At 70.8% G+C, this 17,653-nt stretch carries 12 protein-coding genes and 1 pseudogene; 9 read left to right on the forward strand and 4 right to left on the reverse strand.

Annotated elements, in window-relative coordinates:
• Positions 1-190: 190 nt before the first annotated feature.
• The 3 genes from OOK07_RS08575 to OOK07_RS08585 all read right to left on the reverse strand — a co-directional run bounded on the left by OOK07_RS08575 (position 191) and on the right by OOK07_RS08585 (position 1,944).
• A complete protein-coding gene (locus OOK07_RS08575; RefSeq protein WP_266678455.1) occupies positions 191-460 on the reverse strand; it encodes a hypothetical protein in 270 nt (89 codons plus the stop codon).
• A gap of 126 nt (positions 461-586) precedes the next feature.
• Positions 587-1,405 carry an anti-sigma factor gene (locus OOK07_RS08580; RefSeq protein ID WP_266678457.1) on the reverse strand — a complete coding sequence of 273 codons (819 nt, stop codon included), beginning with the start codon at positions 1,403-1,405 and terminating at the stop codon, positions 587-589.
• On the reverse strand, positions 1,402-1,944 hold the full coding sequence (locus tag OOK07_RS08585) for a sigma-70 family RNA polymerase sigma factor (protein WP_266678459.1): 543 nt from the start codon (positions 1,942-1,944) through the stop codon (positions 1,402-1,404). Before OOK07_RS08585 ends, OOK07_RS08580 begins: the two co-directional genes overlap by 4 nt.
• 266 nt (positions 1,945-2,210) lie before the next feature.
• On the opposite strand from OOK07_RS08585, the gene OOK07_RS08590 reads away from it, so the two are divergent.
• The 4 genes from OOK07_RS08590 (at position 2,211) to OOK07_RS08605 (ending at position 9,195) form a co-directional block, all read left to right on the forward strand.
• Entirely contained in the window at positions 2,211-3,746 is a 1,536-nt protein-coding gene (locus tag OOK07_RS08590) for a DUF4331 domain-containing protein (RefSeq protein WP_266678461.1), read from the forward strand.
• A 152-nt stretch (positions 3,747-3,898) separates the two neighbouring features.
• Positions 3,899-5,827: a tetratricopeptide repeat protein gene (locus tag OOK07_RS08595; RefSeq protein ID WP_266795781.1), complete on the forward strand. Its 1,929-nt coding sequence runs from the start codon at positions 3,899-3,901 to the stop codon at positions 5,825-5,827.
• The gene (locus tag OOK07_RS08600; protein WP_266795782.1) at positions 5,824-7,527 is read left to right on the forward strand and encodes an urease accessory protein UreH domain-containing protein; all 1,704 of its coding nucleotides are present in this window, start codon (positions 5,824-5,826) and stop codon (positions 7,525-7,527) included. The genes OOK07_RS08595 and OOK07_RS08600 overlap by 4 nt, the downstream gene beginning before the upstream one ends.
• Positions 7,528-7,590: 63 nt before the next feature.
• A complete protein-coding gene (locus OOK07_RS08605) occupies positions 7,591-9,195 on the forward strand; it encodes a serine/threonine-protein kinase (RefSeq protein WP_266795783.1) in 1,605 nt (534 codons plus the stop codon).
• Between the two features lie 4 nt (positions 9,196-9,199).
• Here the strand turns inward: OOK07_RS08605 and OOK07_RS08610 are convergent, their stop codons facing one another.
• Complete coding sequence (locus tag OOK07_RS08610) at positions 9,200-10,006, reverse strand: SGNH/GDSL hydrolase family protein (protein WP_266678469.1); 807 nt, start codon at positions 10,004-10,006, stop codon at positions 9,200-9,202.
• Between the two features lie 232 nt (positions 10,007-10,238).
• On the opposite strand from OOK07_RS08610, the gene OOK07_RS08615 reads away from it, so the two are divergent.
• From OOK07_RS08615 to OOK07_RS08635, 5 genes and pseudogenes are all read left to right on the forward strand, one after another.
• Positions 10,239-10,643 (forward strand): hypothetical protein, encoded by a 405-nt coding sequence (locus tag OOK07_RS08615; protein WP_266678471.1) that lies wholly within the window; start codon positions 10,239-10,241, stop codon positions 10,641-10,643.
• Positions 10,644-10,990: 347 nt separating this feature from the next.
• Positions 10,991-11,791, forward strand: a pseudogene (locus OOK07_RS08620) (glycosyltransferase family 2 protein); the annotation flags it as partial.
• 227 nt (positions 11,792-12,018) lie between these two features.
• Complete coding sequence (locus tag OOK07_RS08625) at positions 12,019-13,020, forward strand: glycosyltransferase family 2 protein (RefSeq protein WP_266795784.1); 1,002 nt, start codon at positions 12,019-12,021, stop codon at positions 13,018-13,020.
• Complete coding sequence (locus OOK07_RS08630; protein ID WP_266795785.1) at positions 13,013-13,813, forward strand: polysaccharide deacetylase family protein; 801 nt, start codon at positions 13,013-13,015, stop codon at positions 13,811-13,813. The genes OOK07_RS08625 and OOK07_RS08630 overlap by 8 nt, the downstream gene beginning before the upstream one ends.
• On the forward strand, positions 13,806-17,651 hold the full coding sequence (locus OOK07_RS08635) for a lipopolysaccharide biosynthesis protein (RefSeq protein WP_266795787.1): 3,846 nt from the start codon (positions 13,806-13,808) through the stop codon (positions 17,649-17,651). The genes OOK07_RS08630 and OOK07_RS08635 overlap by 8 nt, the downstream gene beginning before the upstream one ends.
• The last annotated feature ends 2 nt before the right edge of the window (positions 17,652-17,653 follow it).

Consider the following 17,653-nt stretch of genomic DNA (forward strand, 5'->3'; position numbering starts at 1 on the left):
GTGTTGCCTCGGGGTACGGAGCGGGTGGGAGGTACGCCGGAGGTGACGGATCGGGAGATGTGGCCACGCCCGGGCGCGGGCCCGGGCGTCGCCGCATGCCGTGGGGATGCCGGACGGCGAGATCGCAGCGTCGCGCCGGACGGCGCGGCGCTCCGGGCGCTGCCCTTTGCGGAACGAACGCCGGTTTCGCTCAGCGTCCGCCGAACAGCGAACGACGCAGTCGGCGCAGTGGCGCGAAGAGCAGGACACGGCTCACGCGCTTGCCCCTTGCACTGCGCTCACGCGGGGTGTCACGCGCCGTCAGCTCGCGCATCAGCAAGGTCGCCTCGGCCGTCTCCCGCTGTGGGACGGCAGGACCCGCCAGCACCGAGAGATGGCGGTCGAGGCGCGAACTGGTCGCGCTGCTCCCGCACGTGATCGCAGGGACCCTGGCCCTGCTGCTCACTGTTATCTGTTCCATGTCACTCCCCACCCGTACGAGTCCACCCGGCCCGGGCAGGGTAACCCTATCGCCCCGTCGGGGCACTCGTGTATCGCGGTCACAGGATTCACCTTCCCCGTAAGGGTGTTGACGACTCTTCGTTCGTCACTCTCCGAATCCAACCGATTTCAGGGCGAGTTGGACAATGGGCTGGCTGGTGGGCTGCGGCGAGCCGCCGCCGGGCTCGACGGTCACAGCGAGTGATGTGGCGGACTTGTCGAGGTCGGACGCGACCAAGGGTGTGTCGCCGCCCTTGAAGAGTCCGAGGGAGCGCGGTTGCACGTTGGGGCGCATGAGCCACAGCTGGTGCACGCGTCCGCTGGGCAGATCGCCGTATCCGCTGAGCGTGACGATCGCCTGCCCCTCCGATACGGAGGCGACCACTCCGATACTTCGGCCCCGGGAGTCCTTGCCGGAGTTCACGCGGGCGTCGGGAGCTGCGAGAACGTGGGCGATCTCACGTGCCTGGGAGCGCTCGGCGTTCAGGGTGTCCTGGGCCTTGTTCGCCTGGACAGCGAAGAGCGAGGCGACGACGAGGGCCGCGGCGGCGGTCGCCGTGGCGAACGGTACGAAGAAGGGGCGGCGCTCACGAGGCGCACGGGAGCGCGCCGGCGGCGGCTGGGTACCCCACACGTGCGGCGGCAGCTGGGGTGTGTGCTCCCGTGCGGCCCCCGGCTCCTGCGGCGTGGCCCGTACGGCGGCCAGCACCCGGTTGCGCATCGCGGTCGGTGCCGGAGCGGCCGTGGACCAGGCGAGGCGGACGGCGTCCTCGGACAGGGCGCGCACCTCGGCGCCGCAGCTGTCGCACGACGTGAGGTGCTTTTCGAAGCGGAGCCGTTCCGCGGGCTCCAGGGCGTCGAGTGCGTAGGGCGCCGCGAGTGAGTGCAGGTCCCCGCGGCGCAGCAGTCTGTCGAGGAGACTCATGCGAAACCTCCCAGGCACTTGCGCAGCTGGGTGAGTCCATCGCGCATACGGGTCTTGACCGTGCCCAGCGGCAGCGAGAGCCGCTCGGCCACTTCACGGTACGTGTAGCCGTCGTAGTAGGCGAGGGTGACGGACTGGCGCTGCAGGCTGGTGAGGCGGTCCAGGCAGCGGCGGACCCACTCGCGTTCGAGGCCCGCCTCGACCTCCTCGGTCACCTGGTCGAAGGCGGGGTTGTGGGACCGGCGGGCCTCGCGCTGCTCTCGTTCGCCTGCGGCGCGGGCGCTGCGCACCCGGTCGACGGCGCGGCGGTGGGCGAGGGTGAGGATCCAGGACAGGGCGCTGCCGCGTCCGGGGTCGAACCGCCCGGCGGACCGCCAGAGTTCGAGCAGCACCTCCTGGGCCACCTCCTCCGACTGCGCCGGATCCCGCACGACACGTCGGACCAGTCCGAACACCGGACCTGACACCATCCCGTACAGCGCCTCGAATGCCTTCTGGTCGCCGCCTGCCACGAGTACCAGAAGCTCGTCCGCCTCCACTCGGTCCCCCTCTCGCCGGCCGCATGGGCCCCGTCCCGTCACACCAGGCATTCGCAACGAACGCACCTCCGGATGGGGTTACGGATCGTCGTGCCCAAAACGCGGGTCCGCGCTCCATGAATCCACGCTCGCCGACAGAAGATTCCCGGCTCGTCTGAAACAAGATTCCAAGTTCGCCGTAAGAACGTTTGGGATTCGACCAATCCACCCTGCCGACCGCTCCGAATCAGCGTTCGTCAGGCAAGTTGGGACTGAGGACGGACGGCATGACACCTATCTCCAGGAGCGGTGCGGGACGCGGGAGCATCGCGACCCTGATAGCCGGCGCGCTGGCCGCCGGGGGGCTCGCAGCCGCCGGCGTGGCCACGCTGGAACCGGGGGCGGCCTCCGCCTCCAGCCACCGGGAGGCTCCGCTGATCTCGGGGCAGCCCCAGTACGACAACACGGACGTGTACGCGTTCGTCAGCCCGGACAAGCCGGACACGACGACGATCATCGCCAACTGGATCCCCTTCGAGGACCCGGCGGGCGGCCCGAACTTCTTCACGTTCGCGGACGACGCTCAGTACGACATCCACATCGACAACAACGGTGACGCTCAGGGCGAGTTGCTGCTGCGCTACACCTTCAAGACGCATACGAAGAACAAGAACACGTTCCTCTACAACACGGGCGCGGTCACCAGTCTGGACGACCCCGACCTGAACATCACGCAGACGTACGACATCGACCTGGTCAAGCTGCACAACCAGAAGGTGATGTCGAAGACGAAGCTCGCCGACAACGTGCCGGTGGCGCCGTCGGACGTCGGCAAGGCGTCGATGCCGGACTACAACACCCTGCGCAAGCAGGCGGTCTACAAGCTCGCGAACGGCGCGCAGACGTTCGCCGGGCAGGCCGACGACCCGTTCTTCCTGGACCTGCGCGTCTTCGACCTGCTGTACGGCGGCAACCTCTCCGAGGTCGGCCGGGACACCCTCAAGGGCTACAACGTCAACTCGATCGCCCTGCAGGTCCCGACCGACATGATCACGGAGTCGAAGGACCAGCCGGTCGTCGGCGTCTGGTCGACGACGCAGCGCAGGAACGCACAGGGCTACTACGAGCAGGTCTCCCGCCTGGGCAACCCGCTGGTCAACGAGGTCGTCAACCCGCTGAAGGACAAGGACAAGTTCAACGCGTCCTCCCCGTGGTACGACGCGCAGTTCCTGAAGAACGTGACCAACCCGGAGCTGCCCAAGCTCATCGAGGGGATCTACAAGATCAAGGCGCCCGCCGAGCCGCGCAACGACCTGGTCGACGTCTTCCTGAAGGGCGTCAAGGGCCTCAACCAGCCGCCGAACGTGCGCCCGGCGGAGGAGCTGCGCCTGAACACCTCGATCAAGCCGACCGCCTACCCGAAGCGGCTGGGCGTGCTCGACGGTGACAACGCGGGCTTCCCGAACGGCCGTCGCCTCACCGACGACGTGATCGACGAGGCGCTGCAGGTCGTCGAGGGTGAACTGGTCGGCTCCAAGAACGACTTGGGCGACGCGGTCGACAAGAACGACAAGAGCTTCGGCCACTCCTTCCCGTACCTGGCCAACCCGACGGCCGGTTCGCGCGGTGCCACCGCCAAGGGTGTCACCAGCGGCAACGACGTCCGCAACCAGCTGGGCGACGCGCTGCAGCCGGCGGGTTCCTCGACCGGTATGAGCAACACCGGCCTGATCGCCGCCTCCGCGGGCGGCGGCGCCGCCGGGATCGCGCTGATCGGCGCGGGCCTGATGTGGTGGCGCCGGATGCGGAGCCGGGCGTACTAGGCCCTCCCCTGCGGGCCGGGCGTCGCTTGCTGAACAGCGCCGCCCGGGCCGCCCCGCCGACTGGCGCGGCCCGCTCGTATCCATCCCCCACGGCCGGGCCGCGCCGCACACCCCGCACCTTCCTTTCACAGCACGCCGATTGAGGAGAGGGCATGGCCCCGCGTACGAACGGCACCGAGCCGGAGAAGGAGAACGGCACCACGCCGCTCACCGCACCGGACCCCGAGGTCGCACCGGCCGCCGAGCGGTCCGGGACCGAGCCCGGCACCCCGGCCTCCGGGCCAGAGCCCTCCACCACGACGGCCGACACCCCCGAAGACACCCCCTCCGCCCAGGCAGCAACCACCGGCCCGCCCACCGGCCGGACCGCACATCCCGCCACGGACCACACCGCTGCCGACCGGCGCACCCCGGCCGATGTCCGGGAAAGCGGCCCTGTGGAGGGGCCTCGCACGGACCGCACCACGCGGCCCGTAACGGAAGCGGTGTCCAGGTCGACGACCACCGAAGTCATGCCTCTCGCGGCGGCCCCGGGCGCCCCGGCAGGCAGCCCCGCGCAGGCGCCGGGTGCCGGGTCGCGTGGGCAGGTCGCGGAACCCGCCGTCGAGGCGGTGTCCCGTGCGGCGGGCGCCGAGGGTGGGGCGGAGGAGAAGCCGTCACGCCCCGGCGACCCCGCGCGTGCCGAAACCGACCCCTCCGCCCGGCAGCGGGTCGACGCCGTTCACCGGGTGGGCGAAGCCGGACGGCGGATGCGGGCGCTTCAACTCGGCGGCACCGCCGTGCTGTTGGCCGTCGCGCTCACCGCGGGAGCGATCGCCTACGGGGCCATCCGGGACAACGGCGGCACGACGGTCGCCGTCTCCGCCGCCGGCGCCGTGTCTCCGGCTCTGCTCTCCAGCGGCAGCCTGGACGCGAGTATCGCCGCTCTGCAGGCCCAACTCCGGTCGCAGCCCAAGGACTTCGGCAGCTGGGCGACGCTCGGTCTGGCGTATGTGGAGCAGGCCCGCACCAAGGGCGACCCCTCCCGCTACCCGCAGGCCGATAAGGCCCTGAAGCGCTCCCTCGGCCTGAGGCCCGGCAACGAGCAGGCACTCACCGGCCAAGCCGCCCTCGCCGCGGCCCGGCACGACTTCAAGGACGCCCTGAAGTACGCCGACCAGGTCCTCAAGGAGAACCCCTACAGCCAGAACGCCCTCTCCTCCCGCATCGACGCCCTCGTCGAACTCGGCCGCTACGCCGACGCGTCGAAGGCCGCCGACACCGCCGACTCCCGCCGCCCGGGCGGCCCGGTCTTCACCCGGTACGCGTACGTCCACGAACTGCGCGGGGACGTGAAGACGGCCCGGCGGGTACTGGAGCAGGCCCTCGCCACCTCCACCGCCCGCGGAGACATCTCCTACGTGGCCGCCCAGCTCGGCCAACTCGCCTGGAACCAGGGCGACTACAAGAGCGCCCTGACCTACTACGCCCGCGCCCTCGCCGCCGACGAGAACTACCTCCCGGCCCTTGAGGGCCGCGCCCGCGCGCAGTACGCGAGCGGAGACAGGGCGGCCGCGGTCAGGGGCATGGAGCAGGTCGTCGCCCGCTACCCGTTGCCGCAACCGCTCGTCGAGCTGGGCGAGATGTACGAGGACCGCGGCGCCGAGGGCGACAAGGAGAAGGCACGCGACCAGTACGCCCTGGTCGACGCCTGGATCGCCCTCGCCCGGGCCAACGGCGTCAATGCCGACCTCGACACCGCGCTCGCCGCAGCCGACCACGGCAACAAGACCTCCGCCCTGCGCGCCGCCCGCGCCGAGTGGGCCCGCCGCCACACCGTGCACACCGCGGACGCCCTGGCCTGGGCCCTGCACGTCAACGGCCGCGACGAGGAAGCCCTCCCGTACGCCCGCGAGGCGACGGCCACCGGCTACCGCAACGCCTCGTTCCTCTACCACCGCGGAGTGATCGAGCGCGCCACCGGCCACGCGAAGGACGCCCGCGCCTCGCTGCAGGCGGCACTCACGTTGAACCCCGGCTTCTCACCACTGGGCGCCGGCGAGGCCCGCAAGGCGCTCAAGGACCTGGAGGCGGCGAAGTGAAAGCACGTCGGCTGCTCGCCTCCACAGGGGCCGTCCTCACGGCGGCCTGTGCGCTCGCGCTGTTCCCTTCCATCAGCGCGAGCGCGCACCCCCTGGGCAACTTCACCGTCAACCGGTACGACGGCCTCGTCGCCGCCCCCGGCACACTGCGCGTCGACCACGTCGAGGACCTCGCCGAGATCCCGGCCACCCAGGCCAGGCCCGACATCGAGCGGCTCGGCATGAGCGAGTGGGCGCGGCAGCGGTGTGCGAAGGCGGCGGACGGCAGCGAGGTCACCGTCGACGGACGGGCCACCGCCCTGACCGTCGGCAGCAGCCGGGCGCACCTACGGCCCGGGCAGGCGGGGCTGAACACGCTGCGGGTCGAGTGCGGGCTGAGCGCGCCGCTCCCGAAGAGCGACACCGTGCACCTCGGCTTCCACAGCGCGGGCGCCTCCTCCGGGCCCGGCTGGCGGGAGATCACCGCGCGCGGCGACCGTATGACGCTCACCGCGACGGACGTACCGAAGACCTCGGTCTCACACGAACTCACCGGTTATCCCAAGGAGTTGCTGTCCTCCCCCGCCGACACCTCGGCCGCGTCCCTGCGCGTGCGCGCCGGCGGACCGGCCCTGGTCGAGAAGCGGCAGGACGCCCCGGCCGCCTCCGTGCTGCCGCGCGGCGCGGACCGCTGGACCCGCGCCCTGGACTCCCTGGTCGCCCGCCACGACCTCACCCTCGGTTTCGCGGCGCTCGCGCTGCTCGTCGCGATCGTGCTGGGCGCGATGCACGCGCTCGCGCCGGGCCACGGCAAGACCCTGATGGCCGCGACGGCAGCCGCCCGCGGCGGCCGCGCGCGCCTCAAGGACGTCATGCCGCTGGCCGCCTCGGTGACGGTCACCCACACCCTGGGCGTGGTCGCCCTGGGCCTGCTGGTCACGGCCGGCTCGGCGGCGGCGCCCTCGGTGATCGCCTGGCTGGGAATCGCGAGCGGCGTCATGGTGGCCTGCGCGGGCGCGACCCTCGTACGCCGGATCTGGCGCAACCGCACTCCCGGGCCCCCCCACGGCCACGAGCCCGGGCACGCGCATACGCCCGACCACGACCATCCGCATGCGCACCCACATCCGCACCCGCACCCGCATCCGGACGGCCCCGGCGGGCACACCCACACGAACGGGACGGACGGGCCCGAGAGGCGCGAGCTGGTCCTGGTCGCCGCCCACACCGAGACCGCGTCGGCGACCACCGAGGCCCACTCGCACCAGCACGCGCCCACCCACCCGCACACCCACGACCACGCACACAGCCACGACAGCCACTCCCACACCGTCGAGCACACCCACGGCGGCTTCACCCACACCCACTCCACCGCCCCGACCCTCCGCGGCACGATCCTGCTCGGCTTCGCGGGCGGTCTCGTGCCCAGCCCCTCCGCCGTCGTCGTGCTCGTCGGGGCGTCGGCGCTCGGGAAGGCCTGGTTCGGGCTGCTGCTGGTCGTCGCGTACGGCGTCGGGCTCGCCCTCACCCTCACCGCGGCCGGGTTCGCCGTCGTCAAGCTGGGTACGGGAATGAACCGTGTGCTGGACAGGCGCCCCCGCTGGACCACCCACCCGATGGCGACCCTCGTACGCAGAACCGCCCCACTGGCGTCCGCGTTCCTCGTCGTCGCCCTCGGCGTCGGACTGGTGCTCAAGGGGGCGGCATCCGCACTCGGCTGAGTTACGTTTGTGGAGAAATCACGCGGAGTGGAGAAAACACGCGGATGCGAATGGGGGACGCCCGTGTCCGAAGAACCGGGCAGTGAGCGTGTGGTCGCGGGCCGCTACCGTCTTCTGTCCCCTCTCGGCGAGGGCGGCATGGGGACGGTGTGGCGGGCCCGGGACGAGGTGCTGCACCGCGAGGTCGCCGTGAAGGAGGTACGCGCGCCCGCCGGGCTGCCTGCCTCGGACGTGGAGCGGATGTACGCCCGTCTGGAGCGCGAGGCGTGGGCGGCGGCACGGGTCGCCGACCGCAATGTCGTGACGGTGTACGACGTGGCCACCGAGGACGGCCGGCCCTGGATCGTCATGGAGTTGGTCCGCGGTATCTCACTCGCCGAACTCCTCGACGCCGAGGGCCCGTTGCCGCCGCAGCGGGCCGCGCACATCGGTGCCGAGGTACTGGCGGCACTGCGGGCGGCGCACGAGGCCGGAGTGCTGCACCGGGACGTGAAACCGGCCAATGTTCTGCTGTCGAACGACGGCCGGGTGGTACTCACCGACTTCGGCATCGCCATGGTGGAGGGCAGCTCCGCTCTGACGATGACCGGCGAGGTCATCGGCTCGCCCGAGTTCCTCGCACCGGAGCGGGCACTGGGCCGCACCCCGGGTCCGGAGTCGGACCTGTGGTCGCTCGGCGTGCTGCTGTACGCGGCGGTGGAGGGCAACTCCCCGTTCCGCCAGGCCACTCCGCTCAACACCCTGCGCGCGATCGTCGACGACGAGCTGCCGCCACCGCTGCGGGCGGGACCGCTCGCACCCGTCATCGAGGGGCTGCTGCGCAAGGATCCGGCCGAGCGGCTGACGGCCGACCGGGCCGAGCAGGACCTGCGGATCATCGGGGCGGGCGGCACACCCCGCACCGAAGTGCTGCCGACGACGCCGTACGGGCCGACGATCGCCGAATACCCGCAGCGCGGAACGCCGGCCCTGCCGACCCCGTACGCGGCCGCACGGACCGGGCCCGTGCCGGCGCCCGGGACGACGGCCACGACCGCGCCGCCGGAACGCAACCGCAGGGCCGCCGCCGTCCTGGTCGTCGGCGTGCTCGCCCTCGCGCTGGCACTGGGAGGACTGACGTACGCGCTGCTGCACCGGGACAACGGCGACGGGAGCGACAACAACGGCAGTAACACCCGTTCCGGGGCGGGAACTTCGCCGACCGCTGCCGAAAGCAAACCCGGCGGCGGGGCCGCGAGCCCCACGCCGAGCCCCAGCAGCAGTCGTACGACGACACCCCAGTCCGTGAAGGTGAGCCTCGCGGGCGCGGACACCGACTACTCGGGCACCTGTCCGCCCTCGAAGTCCGATGCCCCGACCTTCACGGCCACACTGACGGTCGGGCGGCTTCCGGCGACGGTGACCTATCGCTGGGTGACGGAGAACGGCTCGCTGTCCGGGAGCTGGAAGACGGCCTCCTTCCCGGCCGGCGGCGGCAGGTCCCAGCAGGACAGGCAGTTCATCACCACGCGCGACGACAGCGGGAAGTTCCAGGACGTGATCAGCGTGGAGGTCCGCGATCCCGTGCACGCGACGTCCAATTCGGTGCCGTTCTCGCTGTCCTGCCAGGAGGAGACCCCGACGGGCGGCGCCTCCTCCCCTTCCACTTCCGGTTCGCCCTCCCAGTGACGGGTCAGGCCGCGCTGGTCATGACGGGCAGGTAGCCGCCCGACTGGCCGGCCGCGGTCGGGTGGTAGGACTCGCCGATGTTGAGCAGTTCGACACTGTGCAGCCAGCTGCTGCCGGAGCAGATCTCGTGGCCGGTGAAGGTGGTGCGGACGTCACCGAAGGTGAAGCCGTGGTCCGCGGCGACCTTGGCGGTGGCGGTGTCCAGGTAGTCGGCCGCGTCGTTGACCGCCTTCCGCTTGGTGTCGGAGAGGCCGATGCAGGTGGCGCCGAGCTTGTAGAAGCGGGGGTAGCCGAGGACGACGACGTGGGCGTTGGGGGCCTTGGCGCTGATCGCCGAGTAGACACTGTTCAGCTGTCCGGGGAGCGTCGAGTCGACGTAGGCCTTCGCGGTGTTGATCCGGGAGAGGCAGGCGCTGTCGGACTGGAGCACACAGGTCGTCATGACGTCCGAGAAGCCGGCGTCGTTGCCGCCGATGGACAGGGACACCAGTCCGGTGGAGGCGCTGAGCGGGCCGAGCTGTCCTGACAGAACATCACCCGTTCGGGCGCCCGAGCAGGCGGTGAAGTCGAACGTCGAGGGTGAATGGGCGGCGGCCCAGAGGTAGGGGTAGGCCTTCGTGCTGCGCTTGCAGTCGCCGCTGGAGCTGGTGTAGCTGCCCGACCCGACCCCGGAGGAGTAGGAGTCGCCGAGGGCCACATAGCCGGTGGCGGCGGCCTGCCCGGACGCCTGCGCCGCCGTGGCCCCGGTGAGGGCCGTGCCGGCGGCGAGGAGGATCGAGCTCACGAAAACGGCAATTCGGGAACGTCTCATGGAACCTCCCTTTAGCAGGATCTCTGCCATAACCGTCGTACCAACTACGCGTGTTGATCGGAAGTGTCCATGCCAAGGCGATCCGGTTCGTCCGACAGTCACCCCGTCCGGGCGAACACACGTTTAAGAATCGACAAGGACAGGTACGGACCGCGTCCACGTCTTGACGGCCGCTCTTGCCCTGCGCGACATTGAAGTCCGGCATCCGGCGCGCTGGGGGGCAAAGTCGCCAATGCAGACCATCCGTATCAAGAGACCTTCGACCGACGGCACCGAGCGAGCGCGACCAGGACCGGGGAGGGACCTGTCGCCACTGCTCGCGGGCGCCGCCACGGCCATTGGGGGATTCGGCGCGCTTCTGGCGCTCGCCGACTCGGACTCACCCCTGCGCGGCCCGCTCACCCTGTTCTTCCTGCTCGCCGCGCCCGCGACGGCCCTCGGGGCCGCGCTGCGCGGGCTGGAGCCCCTCGGCCGCACACTTACCGCGGTCGCGGGCGCAATCGTCCTCAACATGCTGGTGGCGCAAGGCATGTTGGCTGTTCACCGCTGGTCGGTGCCTGGCGGAATCATCGCCGTGACCGTGATCAGTTTTCTGCTGCTTCTAGGCTGTGTAACGGTCAAACCAACAAAAAGGTGAGGCCTCGTTCCAGGTCTTGCCATACGGGTTCAATCATCAATACCGTCGTATATCTCACCCGCATCGGCCCATCATCAAGCGGCTCCAGGGGAGGGCTCAAGGACCGCGATGGATCCGGCGTGGGGCGCGGTAGGGGGGTGCCGTGCTCGGTGACCGCACTTGTGACCGAGTCGTGCCGCGCGGACCGGCTGCCGTCAAGGCGGCAGACGGCCAGTTTTGCCAGCTCGCCTCGGCGTGCACGTAGATCCACTTCGTCATGCCACAGGCGTGAAACCCCCCTTTCGAACCGGACACAATGCCGGGCCGCCCAGGGGCGGGCGGTCCACCGGACGAGAGGGACCAGACTCATGAGTTCTGTTCTGCAGCCGGGGACAACGGACCTGGATCCGTCAACTGCCAACAAATACCGGCCGATCTCTTCTCACCTGGCCATCGCGCCGCCGGTGAGTGTGGTGATTCCCGCCATGAACGAGGCGGAGAATCTCCCCTACGTGTTCAAGACACTTCCGGACTGGATACACGAAGTCGTCCTCGTGGACGGCAACTCGACGGACAACACCGTCGACGTGGCGCGCGAGCTGTGGCCGAAGGTCAAGGTCGTCGAACAGCAGGGCAAGGGCAAGGGGGATGCCCTGATCACCGGGTTCGAGGCCTGCACCGGCGACATCATCGTCATGGTCGACGCCGACGGCTCGGCCGACGGGAACGAGATCGTCAGCTACGTCTCCGCCCTCGTCTCGGGCGCGGACTTCGCCAAGGGCTCCCGCTTCGCCAACGGCGGCGGCACCGACGACATGACGTTCATCCGCAAGCTCGGCAACTGGGCGCTGTGCACCGTCGTCAACCGTAAGTTCGGCGCCCGCTACACCGACCTCTGCTACGGGTACAACGCGTTCTGGCGGCACTGCCTCGACAAGATCGACCTCGACTGCACCGGCTTCGAGATCGAGACCCTGATCAACATCAGGGTGGTCAAGGCCGGGCTCAAGGTGCAGGAGATCCCGAGCTACGAGTACCTGCGCATCCACGGCGCGAGCAATCTGCGGGCCGTGCGGGACGGGTTCCGGGTGCTCAGGGTGATCCTCAAGGAGCGGTCCAACCGGCGGGAGCTGCGCCGGCAGGAACACCACTCGCCGATGCTCGACACCGTCGGGCTCGACTCGGTCGAACTCGACACCGTCGGGCTCGACTCGGTCGAACTCGACACCGTCGGGCTCGACTCGGTCGAACTCGACACCGTCGGGCTCGACTCGGTCGAACTCGGCTCGGTCGGGCTCGACTCGGTCGAACTCGGCTCGGTCGGGCTCGACTCCGCCGAACTCGGCTCGGTCGAACTCGGCTCGGTCGAACTCGGCTCGGTCCGGGGAGAGGCGTCTTGAGCGATCTCGACATCTCCGTCGTGATCTGCGTCTACACCGAGGACCGCTGGGAGGACATCCTCGCGGCGGTCGCCTCGGTGCGGGCGCAGTCCCACCGTGCCCTGGAGACCCTGCTGGCCGTCGACCACAATCCGGCCCTGCTGGACCGGCTCACCAAGGAGTACAAGGAGGTCGAGGAGGTCCGCGTGCTCGCCAACGCGGGCCCCCGCGGCCTGTCCGCCGGCCGCAACACCGGAATCGCGGCCGCGGGCGGCGAGGTCATCGCCTTCCTCGACGACGACGCCGTGGCCGAGCGGGACTGGCTGCGCCGCTTCGCCGAGGGATTCGCCGATCCACGGGTGATGGCCGTCGGCGGCCGAACCATGCCGATCTGGGCGTCGGGCCGGCGTCCGGCCTGGTTCCCCGAGGAGTTCGACTGGGTGGTGGGCTGCACCTACCGGGGGCTGCCGCCGGGCCTGGTCCGGGTGCGCAACGTCCTGGGCGGCAACGCCTCGTTCCGTCGTACGGCGTTCGACGCCGCCGGCGGCTTCGCGACCGGCATCGGGCGCGACGGCGACAAGCGGCCGCTGGGCTGTGAGGAGACGGAGCTGTGCATCCGTCTCACGCGCGCCAGACCGGACGCGATCCTGCTGATCGACGACCGTGCGGTGATCCATCACCGGGTGCCCGAGGCGCGCGAGCACTTCGGGTACTTCCGCACGCGTGCGTACGCCGAGGGCCTGTCCAAGGCGCTGGTGGCGCGAAGTGTGGGTGCGGACAAGGGACTTGAGTCCGAGCGCCGGTACACCACCCGCGTCCTGCCGGCCGGTGTCGTGCGCGGTCTGCGCGACGCCGTGCTGGCCCGGCCGGGCGGCGCGGGCCGGGCCGGCGCGATCGTCGCCGGGGTGCTCACGGCGGTGGGCGGGTACGTGGTGGGGAGCGTGCGGGCCCGCAGGGGCGGTGCCACGTTCTCCGTGGTCGGGATCAGCGGCAAAGACCAGGGGGGATCTCATGACTGAAGCGCCCGTGCCGATCCTCATGTACCACTCGGTCGCGACCGCTCCGAACGACGCCACGCGCGCGCTGTCCGTGGCACCCGAGGCGTTCGCCGAGCAGATGGCGCTCATCGGCGACCGGGGCCTCAACCCGGTCACCACGGCTGATCTGGCGGCGAGTTGGCGCTCGGGCCGCGCGCTGCCGGTGCGCCCGGTCCTGATCACCTTCGACGACGGCTACGAGGGCGTGCACCGGCACGCACTGCCCGTGCTCGCCAAGCACGGCTTCGCGTCCACGCTGTTCGTCTCCACCGGCTGGATCAAGGGCGCCCACGACACCGGAGGCGGCCTCGACACCATGCTCGACTGGACACAGGTGCGCGAACTGGCCGCCGCGGACGTCGAGATCGGCGGGCACAGCCACACCCACCCGCAGCTCGACCAGCTCGACGACGACACCCTGCGGCACGAGCTGATCCACTGCAAGGAGATCGTCGCCGGCGAACTGGGCGCCGTCCCGGCCTCGTTCGCCTACCCGTACGGCTACTCCAGCCGCCGGGTGCGCGAAGCGGTGCGGGCCACGGGCTACGCCCAGGCGCTCGCGGTCGGCAACGGCCTCGCGCGCCGCCGCCAGGGCCCGTACGCCGTGCAGCGCGTGACCGTCCGCCGCAGCACCGGCATCGAGGAGTTCGGGCGGCTGGTCGAGGGCCGTTCGATCGCCCGTGACTTCGCCAGGGACCGTGCCCTCACCAAGGGGTACGCGATGGTCCGCAGAGCACGACAGGTCCGCCGGAAGGCCATCCGTTCCCGTGTCTGACACGACCACAACGACCGAGGCCTCACAGCCCGTGACCGAGGCGCCCGAGCAGTCGGGGCGCCGTCTTCGGCTGCCCGGAATGGGCAGTCCCAAGGGCGGCGGCAGCCCGCTGTTCCGCAACGCCTACGCCCTGATGCTGAACACCGGCATCTCCGCGGTGCTGGGCCTGGGGTACTGGCTGATCGCCGCCCGCTACTACTCCGAGTCCGCGGTGGGCCAGGGTTCGGCCGCGATCGCCGCGATGAAGCTGCTGGCCGGTCTGACGGCGGTGGCCCTGACGGGCGCCCTGGCCCGCTTCATCCCGGTCGCCGGGCGCGCCACCGGGCGCCTCATCTTCCGTACGTACGCAGCGAGTTGCGTCGTCGTGTCGTTCGCGGCGGGAATCTTTCTGCTGACCCTCGACTCCTGGGGGCCGTCGTACAGCTTCCTGCACGGGTCGGTCAAGGGCCTCGGCTTCATCATGGCCGTCGCCTCCTGGAACCTGCTCACGCTGCAGGACGGGGTGCTGACCGGGCTGCGCAGTGCGCCGTGGGTGCCGGTCGGCAACACGGTGTTCTCCGCGGTGAAGCTGGCGCTGCTGGTCGGACTGGCCGTCAGCATGCCGACGACCGGCGTCTTCGTCTCCTGGGTCCTGGCGATCGCCACCTCCGTGGTGCCGCTGGGCATCCTGGTGTTCCGGAAGCTGGCCCCCCGGCACATCGAGGCCACGGCGGACCGTACGAAGACACCGACCCTGAAGGAGATCGGCAGGTTCCTGGCCGGCGACTACACCGGCTCGCTTTTCTCGCTCGCCGTCGTCTATCTCGTCCCGGTGATCATCGCCGCGCAGGTCAGCTCCGAGGACAACGCCTACTTCTACATCACCACCACCATCGGCGGCACCGTCAACCTGCTCGCCATCAACATGGGCGCCTCGCTCACCGTCGAGGGCTCGCACGACCCGGCCCGGCTGGCCGCCAACACCCGGGCCGCGCTCCGGCGCATGGCGCGGATCATGCTGCCGATCTGCGGGCTGCTGTTCATCGGGGCGCCGTGGATCCTCGGCGTCTTCGGCGCGGGCTACGCGGACGCGGCGACCCCGCTGCTGCGCTGGTTCGCATGCGGTGCGCTGCTCCGGGTCGTCATGGAGACGTACTTCGCGGTGCTGCGCGCGCAGAGCCGTACCGCCGGACTCGCCTGGCTGCAGGGCCTGTTGTGCGTCCTGGTGCTCGGACTGACGTTGCTGCTGCTCCCCCGTATGGGGCTGACCGGCGCCGGCGTCGCCGAGATCTCCTCGCTCTCGGTGATCGTCCTGATCGCCGCGCCCAGGCTGTACCGCACGCTCAGGGCCGCACCGGCCGCCGCCGTCCCCGAAGCGGCGGCACCCGACGGGGACCTCGCCGACCTGGGGGCGCGCGAGGTCCCTGCCACGGAGACGACGCGCAGGCGCGGGCCGGCCTGGGCGCTGGACAGCGACACCCTGGCGCTGGGCATCCACGTCGACTTCGACCACCAGGAACGCCGTCCCGACGTCCGCCCGGGTCCCGGCACACCGCCTACCGGCACCCCCGTGGCACCCGCCGACCACCGGCCGTCCTGGGCGAAGAACCCGGAGCTGGGCCTGCCGGTGGAGGAGCGTGAGCCGGGTTCCGAGGCATCCCTGGGACCGGCCGAGATGGAGGTGGACGCGCCGTTCGAGGCGGAGTTCGGGGCCGGCTTCGAGGGGGGCGAAGACGAAGGGGCCGCAGGAGGGGCGAGGGCGTCGCTCGTCCGGGAGGAGGCATCCGTACGCGAAGAGGTGCCGGTGCCCGTCGCGCCGTCTCCGCTGTCGTTGCGCGAGCGCCTTCAGCCCACCCGCTTCGGCGTCGTCCTCGGCTGTCTGCTGGTGGCCGCGCTGCTGCTGTACTGGGTGCCCGCGCTGCGGCTGGGCGAGGCGGATCTGGAGGAGATGGGCGGGCTCGGCCTCGTCTCGGTACTGCCGCTGCCCACCCTGGTCGGTGCGGCGCTGCTGGTCGCGGTGTTCGCCTCGCTGCTCTGGCTCGGCCGGGAGCACAAGGCGCTGCTGCTGGTGACGCTGCTCGCGACCGTGGTGTCGCTGCACGCGCTGCCCGCGGTGATCGAGACCGAGCCGCGCTTCCCGACCGCCTGGCAGCACCTCGGGTTCCTGGACTACATCGACCGCACCGGGTCCGCCGTACCGGACCTGGACGCGCGCTGGAGCTGGCCCGGCTTCTTCGCGGTGGCCGCGTTCGTCACCAGGGCCTGCGGGACGACGGACCTCACCGACCTCATCCGCTGGTGGCCGCTGGCCATCCAACTCCTCTATCTGGCACCGATGTTCCTGCTCGTGCGCTCGATGCGGGCGAGCTGGCGCGCCAAGTGGACGGGTATCTGGATCTTCGTGCTCAGCGGCTGGGTGGGGCAGGACTACTTCTCGCCGCAGGGCTTCACCTTCCTCCTCTACCTGGCGTTCGTGGCGATCCTGCTGGTCTGGTTCCGGGCGCCGCGGGTGATCTGGACGAAGCGGCGGCCCGGCGAGGCGGAGGTCGAGCCGACCAGCCGCCGTCAGAAGGCCGTCCTGCTGGGCGTGGTGATCGGGCTGTTCGCGGCGAGCGTGCCGGCCCACCAGCTCACGCCGTTCGTGATGCTGGGCGTGCTCGCGGTGCTCGTGATGGTGGGCCGCTCCGAACTGCGCGGCCTGCCCATCCTGTTCGGCGTCCTGGTCGTCGGCTGGCTGGGCTTCATGGCGGAGCCGTACTGGTCGGGGCACTTCAACGACCTGTTCGGCGGTGTCGGCGGCGTCGGCAGCAATGTGTCCACGTCGGTCTCCGGCCGTATCCAGGGCGGCGACTCGACCCACAAGCTCGTGCTGTACACGCGCGTCCTGCTGGCCGGCGGCGTGATGACGTTCGCCTGCTGGGGCTGGTGGCGGCGGCGCGACCACAAGTACCGCGAGCGGTCGCTGCTGGTGCTGACGTTCGTCCCCTTCCTGGGCTTCGGCATGCAGTCCTACGGCGGCGAGATGGCCCTGCGCGTCTTCATGTTCGCCGTGCCGGGGGCGGCGCTGCTGGCCGGTCTCGCCCTGTTCCCGCGCACCGGCGTCACCGCCGAGGAACGGGACAAGGACCGGGTCAGCCTGGCCCCGCTGGCCGCGCTCCTGGCCGGGCTGCTCCTCATGGGCGGCTTCCTGGTGGCCCGTTGGGGCAACGAGCCCTTCGAGCGGGTCCGGCCCGGCGAGGTCGCGGCCATGGACTATGTGTACGCCCACGACAAGCCGACCGTCCGGCTGCTGTGGCTGAGCAACGACACGGTCAACGACGTGACGCCGGCGATGCCGTGGGGCGCGAGGGACATGGAGCGGGTCAACTACGTGCCCACGCTCGCTCCGGCCGACCCGGTGCTGGTGTCGAGCCTGGTCAAGGCGCTGAAGGACGCGGGTCCGAACTCGTACCTGATGATCAACGCCGGCCAGATGACCTATCTCCAGATGGACGTGGGCTATTCGGACACCTGGCAGCCCCGGCTCCTCCAGAACCTGGACCACCGGCCGGAGTTGAAGAAGGTCTACGTCAATGCCGACGCCACCCTCTACGCCCTCAGGAAGCAGCCCGAGGGCAAGGTGCCGGCGCCCGATCCAGGTCCGATCGGACCGCAGATCACCTGGACGCCGTGGTCGGTCGTCGGCGGCCTCGCCGCCCTCGCGCTCATCGTGCTGCTGACGGCGCGCGAGGTGGTACGGGTCGCGACGCGGCCGAGTGTGCGGCAGCTGCGCCGGCTGCAGAGCAGTTTCTGGTTCTCGCTGCCGCTGCTGGCGGTGCTGCTGGCCGCGCTGGTGCAGAGGTTCCTGAGCATGAAGTGACC

The organism is Streptomyces sp. NBC_00078, assembly GCF_026343335.1.
Classification (GTDB): Bacteria; Actinomycetota; Actinomycetes; order Streptomycetales; family Streptomycetaceae; genus Streptomyces.

Bases quoted from the DNA above. Each gene is read 5' to 3' on its own strand.
- OOK07_RS08575 (WP_266678455.1), bottom strand. From the start codon at position 460: ATGGAACAGATAACAGTGAGCAGCAGGGCCAGGGTCCCTGCGATCACG.
- OOK07_RS08580 (WP_266678457.1), bottom strand. From the start codon at position 1,405: ATGAGTCTCCTCGACAGACTGCTGCGCCGCGGGGACCTGCACTCACTC.
- OOK07_RS08590 (WP_266678461.1), top strand. From the start codon at position 2,211: ATGACACCTATCTCCAGGAGCGGTGCGGGACGCGGGAGCATCGCGACC.
- OOK07_RS08595 (WP_266795781.1), top strand. From the start codon at position 3,899: ATGGCCCCGCGTACGAACGGCACCGAGCCGGAGAAGGAGAACGGCACC.
- OOK07_RS08610 (WP_266678469.1), bottom strand. From the start codon at position 10,006: ATGAGACGTTCCCGAATTGCCGTTTTCGTGAGCTCGATCCTCCTCGCC.
- OOK07_RS08615 (WP_266678471.1), top strand. From the start codon at position 10,239: ATGCAGACCATCCGTATCAAGAGACCTTCGACCGACGGCACCGAGCGA.
- OOK07_RS08630 (WP_266795785.1), top strand. From the start codon at position 13,013: ATGACTGAAGCGCCCGTGCCGATCCTCATGTACCACTCGGTCGCGACC.